The organism is Candidatus Bipolaricaulota bacterium (assembly GCA_021159055.1).
Taxonomy (GTDB): Bacteria; Bipolaricaulota; Bipolaricaulia; order UBA7950; family UBA9294; genus S016-54.
This window is the reverse complement of the sequence record JAGGSO010000071.1, coordinates 1-4,104: the sequence shown is the minus strand read 5'-3', so window position 1 is coordinate 4,104 and position 4,104 is coordinate 1. Positions and strand designations below refer to the sequence as shown.

General features: G+C 63.1%; 4 protein-coding genes. 1 reads left to right on the top strand and 3 read right to left on the bottom strand.

The window, feature by feature from the left end; translation table 11 throughout:
* Positions 1–403: 403 nt before the first annotated feature.
* From J7J55_03605 to J7J55_03595, 3 genes are all read right to left on the bottom strand, one after another.
* Complete coding sequence (locus J7J55_03605; protein ID MCD6141793.1) at positions 404–1,024, bottom strand: phage integrase family protein; 621 nt, start codon at positions 1,022–1,024, stop codon at positions 404–406.
* 222 nt (positions 1,025–1,246) lie between these two features.
* Positions 1,247–2,020: an HD domain-containing protein gene (locus J7J55_03600; GenBank protein ID MCD6141792.1), complete on the bottom strand. Its 774-nt coding sequence runs from the start codon at positions 2,018–2,020 to the stop codon at positions 1,247–1,249.
* Positions 2,010–2,459 carry a hypothetical protein gene (locus J7J55_03595; protein ID MCD6141791.1) on the bottom strand — a complete coding sequence of 150 codons (450 nt, stop codon included), beginning with the start codon at positions 2,457–2,459 and terminating at the stop codon, positions 2,010–2,012. Before J7J55_03595 ends, J7J55_03600 begins: the two co-directional genes overlap by 11 nt.
* Before the next feature lie 78 nt (positions 2,460–2,537).
* On the opposite strand from J7J55_03595, the gene mutL reads away from it, so the two are divergent.
* Positions 2,538–4,104, top strand: a 1,567-nt coding sequence (gene mutL, locus J7J55_03590) for a DNA mismatch repair endonuclease MutL (GenBank protein ID MCD6141790.1), incomplete at its 3' end; no start/stop codon positions are given.

The following is a 4,104-nucleotide window of genomic DNA, read 5'->3' as shown; positions in this document are numbered from 1 at the left end:
TTCCCGGGCTGTTCGACCCGGTCGCCGGTCTCTGGAAGGTGATGGTCCGGAGCTGGGACGGACGTGAGGTCCGCGGCTCGGAGGCAGAAGCTGGCTTAGAGCAAGTCGGCTTCATGCGCGACGATCAGGAGATGATCTACGGTACTGATCTCGCCCGCGCTGTCTCATGAGGCGCGCCTCATCCCTCACTTTTGCACCGCGACGGCTCCAGGACGGGCTGCGCAGGAAGATTGATATTAATCTTTACAAAACAATAACTATGCGATTTAAGCTACACGACACAACTCTATTCAGTAGTGCAATAACACTTCGTGGGTTTAGCGTGGTTTTATATCATACCGATAAAAACCGGACGAGAAAAGCGGTGAAATGTTGCTGATCGAGGGATCTCGCGGGCGTCTGCCTATTGAGGGAGCCGATCGACGGCGACGGCCGCGTCCTCGCTCAGGACGTCGGCGTAGATCTGGGTCGTCTGGATCGAGCTGTGACCGAGCTGCTTTTGCACAAGGCGGATGTTGTAGTCGGAGGCGCGATAGAGGAGGGAGGCGTAGGTGTGGCGGCAGGAATGGATGGAGAATCGAGCCGGGATTCCAACCGCGCGCGCGTTCGCCTTGAAGATGCGGAAAACCGCACTGCGGGTTAGCGGTCCTCCGCGCAGGGAGACGAAGAGCGGAGCCCGGTTGGAGATGGATTCTCCGTTTTTCTCCTTCCAGGCGATGAACTCCGCGAGGTGATCGCGCAGAGCCTTGCCGATCCGCACCCCTCTCTTTTTATGCCCCTTGCCATCCCGAACGATCAAGGAGGAATGTTCAGGCTCGAGGATCACATCCCCGACGCGCAGGGCGCAGATCTCGGATACCCGCAGTCCGGCGTCGAGGGCGACGTGCAGAATCGCCCAGTCGCGCACCGGCCGCTTGCGCCGATCATGCGTCCCCTCCTCCGCCCGGCGACGACAGTAGTCCTTCAGTGCCTTCACCTGCTTCGGGGTGAGGAAGTCCTCCTGGGTGAGCTCGAGTGCCATCATCCCCTCCTTTCGCACCAGGAAGTGTAGCCCGACCGCCGCGGAAACAGGGGGACAACTGTCGCAACAAAAGGGCACTTTTGTTGCGAGATCGAATCTTGTCGGCCGAAATGCCCTAGTAAAGCAACTTACAGCTCGATCAACTGAGGCGGCGGATAACCGCTGGAGAACGATACGGGTGGGAAATATAACGCGAGGGAGCCGCGGAGGCGATTTACGGGCCTCTCATTCGATCGTGTAGCGGTTGACGATCTTTTTCTCCTCGCCCACGATCTGGCCGATCACCTCGAAATAGTGTGCTATTCCGGAGTTCTTCAGCTTCTCCCGCAGGAGGTTGTCGAGCTGGAAGATCCCGGCCGAGTTGGTCATCTCCACCTCGATCCGAACCGGGCGCTCGTCTCCTTTCCCGATCTTCACCTTCTTGATCGCCATCGCGGAGACGGAGTGGATCGTCGCCTCACCGGCGGTGAACGGGATTCGGGCCCGGCCCGACTCCATGTCGAGAGCATCGGCCACCTTCACCACCCCGGCCTCCACGGTGAGGGGCTGGATATCGCGGCGGTGGGCATGAATCGCGTGGAGGACCTCTCCCTCGATGATCGTCGCCTCCCGCACCCCGTACGTACCGGCGAGAAGCTCCTCGATCAGGCCAGGAGCAAGGATCAGGGAGAGCTCCTCGTGGTTGCGTCGGTGGATGACGTGCCCGATGTCGTGCAGCACCGCGGCGAGGACAACGATGACCTCTGCGTCCTCCGGATCGAGGTGGTGGTCGGCGACAGCGCTCGGGGTGACCCCGCCCGCAACGAGGAGCCGAAGGAGCTTGAGGGCGATGTTGGTGACGATCTTGATGTGGACCGGGCCGTGGTCGTTGATGTGCATCCGGTCGATAGCGGTGACGTTCGACGCCGCCCACAGCGCCTCGAGGCGCTCCGACGCGTCGATCCGGGCGACGACCGCCTCCAGCCGCGCGTTCCCGCGGAGCGGAACATTAAGCCCCATCCGTCTCCTCCTTCAATTCCTCCCACCACTCCCGTCCAACCTGCCTCTCCTCCCGCTCTTGGGCCAAGCGGGCCTCCAGATAGGCGACCCGCTCGCGCAGGAACGCGATCTCATCCCGCAACGCCGCGATCAGTGCCTCGTTTGCACTTGGCTCGACCCGGTTTTGTATTAAACCAGACGAACCTTGGCTCGATTTTATGACGTTAATATCGCCACTAGCGCGTAAAACGTCACTCGCCTGCGTAATTGTTAGCCCGCTATCGTACAACTCCTGAAGCCGGCGGAGGACGGAGAGGCCGGCGTCGGTGACGAGGATCTGGTTGTTCGGGCCACGGCGCAGCTCCGCGGCGATGAGGTCCTTCACCGCCTCGATCCGGTTGCGAACCTGGTTCGCGGTCGAGAGGCCGAGGAGCTTTCTGAGGTCGTTGATCGTATACATCGCCCTTTAAGATACCGCAATCCCATCCCCTGCGCCAACGTTGCCCCGACGCGGCGGATGGGATAGCCTCTCCCCACGATGAAGATCAAGCGGTTACCGGAGGACCTGGCGCGGAAGATCGCTGCCGGTGAGGTTATCGAGCGTCCGGCATCGGTGGTGAAGGAGCTGCTGGAGAACGCAATCGACGCAAAAAGTGAGAGTATCGCGGTCGAGCTCACCGACGGCGGGATCCGGGAGATCGTAGTGCGCGACGATGGCGAAGGGATGGGCGCCGACGACCTGCGCCTGTGCGTGGAGCGGCACGCAACGAGCAAGATCGCGACCGAATCCGACCTCGACGCAATCGCCACCCTCGGATTCCGCGGCGAGGCGCTGGCGAGCATTGTGCAGGTGGCGCGGGTGCGGATCGTCTCGCGTCCGCGCGACGGTGATGCCTATGAGATCAGCGTCTCCGGCGGCCAGGTCGACGGACCGCGCCCGGCGGCGCGGGCGCCGGGAACGACGGTGGAAGTGAGGGATCTGTTCTTCAACGTCCCGGCGCGGGCGCGGTTCCTCTCTTCCTCCCGCAGCGAGTACTTTCACGCCAGTCGAGTGGTGCACCGCCTCGGACTCGCTTTTCCAAGGATCGGCTGGACCTTCGTCCACAACGGGAAGGAGGTCTTCACCGCCCCGGCGGCGGTCGACCTGCGGGAGAGGATCGGGCAGCTCTATGGGCACGAGGTGGCAGACGCCCTGATCCCGATCGCGCGGGAGGACGGGGAGGTGCGGGTGACCGGACTGATCTCCCCTCCTGATCTGAAGCGGGGGACGCGGCGGGACCAGCTGTTCTGTGTCAACGGCCGCCCGGTGAGCGACCGCGGACTGTCCTACATCCTGGCAAATGCGTACCAAGGGCTCCTGCGGCGGGGGACCTATCCGCTCGCCGTCATTCGGATCGAACTTCCGCCGGACGAGGTCGATGTAAACGTTCATCCGCGCAAGGAGGAGATCCGGTTCTCCGACCCGCGCCGGGTGCGCGATCTGCTCATGCGGGCGCTCTCCGATGCCCTCTCGTCCCGCTACGTCGTATCGTCGATCGTGCCGGAGACCGCTGCGGCGCCCCCTCCGCCGAAACCGCGTTCGAAGCCGGGTTCCGCCCCGCTGGTTCGGGAACCAAGCATGGAGCTTCCCCTTATGGATGTGCAGCGCATCACCGCGCAACCGCGGGAAAAAGTGAGGGTAGAGAGCGATCGGCGGGTGATCGGCCAGCTGCAGAACACCTACCTCCTGGTGGAGAGTCCGGACGGGCTCGAGATCGTGGACCAACACATCGCGCACGAGCGAATCCTGTACGAGGAGCTGAAGGAGCAGTTCGCACAGGGCGAGGTGGCGCGCCAGCGGTTTCTTCTTCCGGTGCGGATCGAGCTTCCGTTCGAGGCCGCCGCGCTGATCGAAGGGGCAAGGGAGGAGCTGGCTCGGGTGGGGATCGTGCTCGACGAGTTCGGCGGTGGGACGTTCATCCTGCGGGAGTACCCGGCGCTGTTGGCCGAGGAGCAGTCGCGCTACGGGTTCCAGGAGGCGATCGAGAAGATCGCGGAGATCCTAGCACACGGCGAGAAGGCGGGAAATGCCCTGTTCGATCACATCCTGGCGGACCTCGCGTGCG

Bases quoted from the DNA above. Each gene is read 5' to 3' on its own strand.
- J7J55_03595 (MCD6141791.1), bottom strand. From the start codon at position 2,459: ATGTATACGATCAACGACCTCAGAAAGCTCCTCGGCCTCTCGACCGCG.
- J7J55_03600 (MCD6141792.1), bottom strand. From the start codon at position 2,020: ATGGGGCTTAATGTTCCGCTCCGCGGGAACGCGCGGCTGGAGGCGGTC.
- J7J55_03605 (MCD6141793.1), bottom strand. From the start codon at position 1,024: ATGATGGCACTCGAGCTCACCCAGGAGGACTTCCTCACCCCGAAGCAG.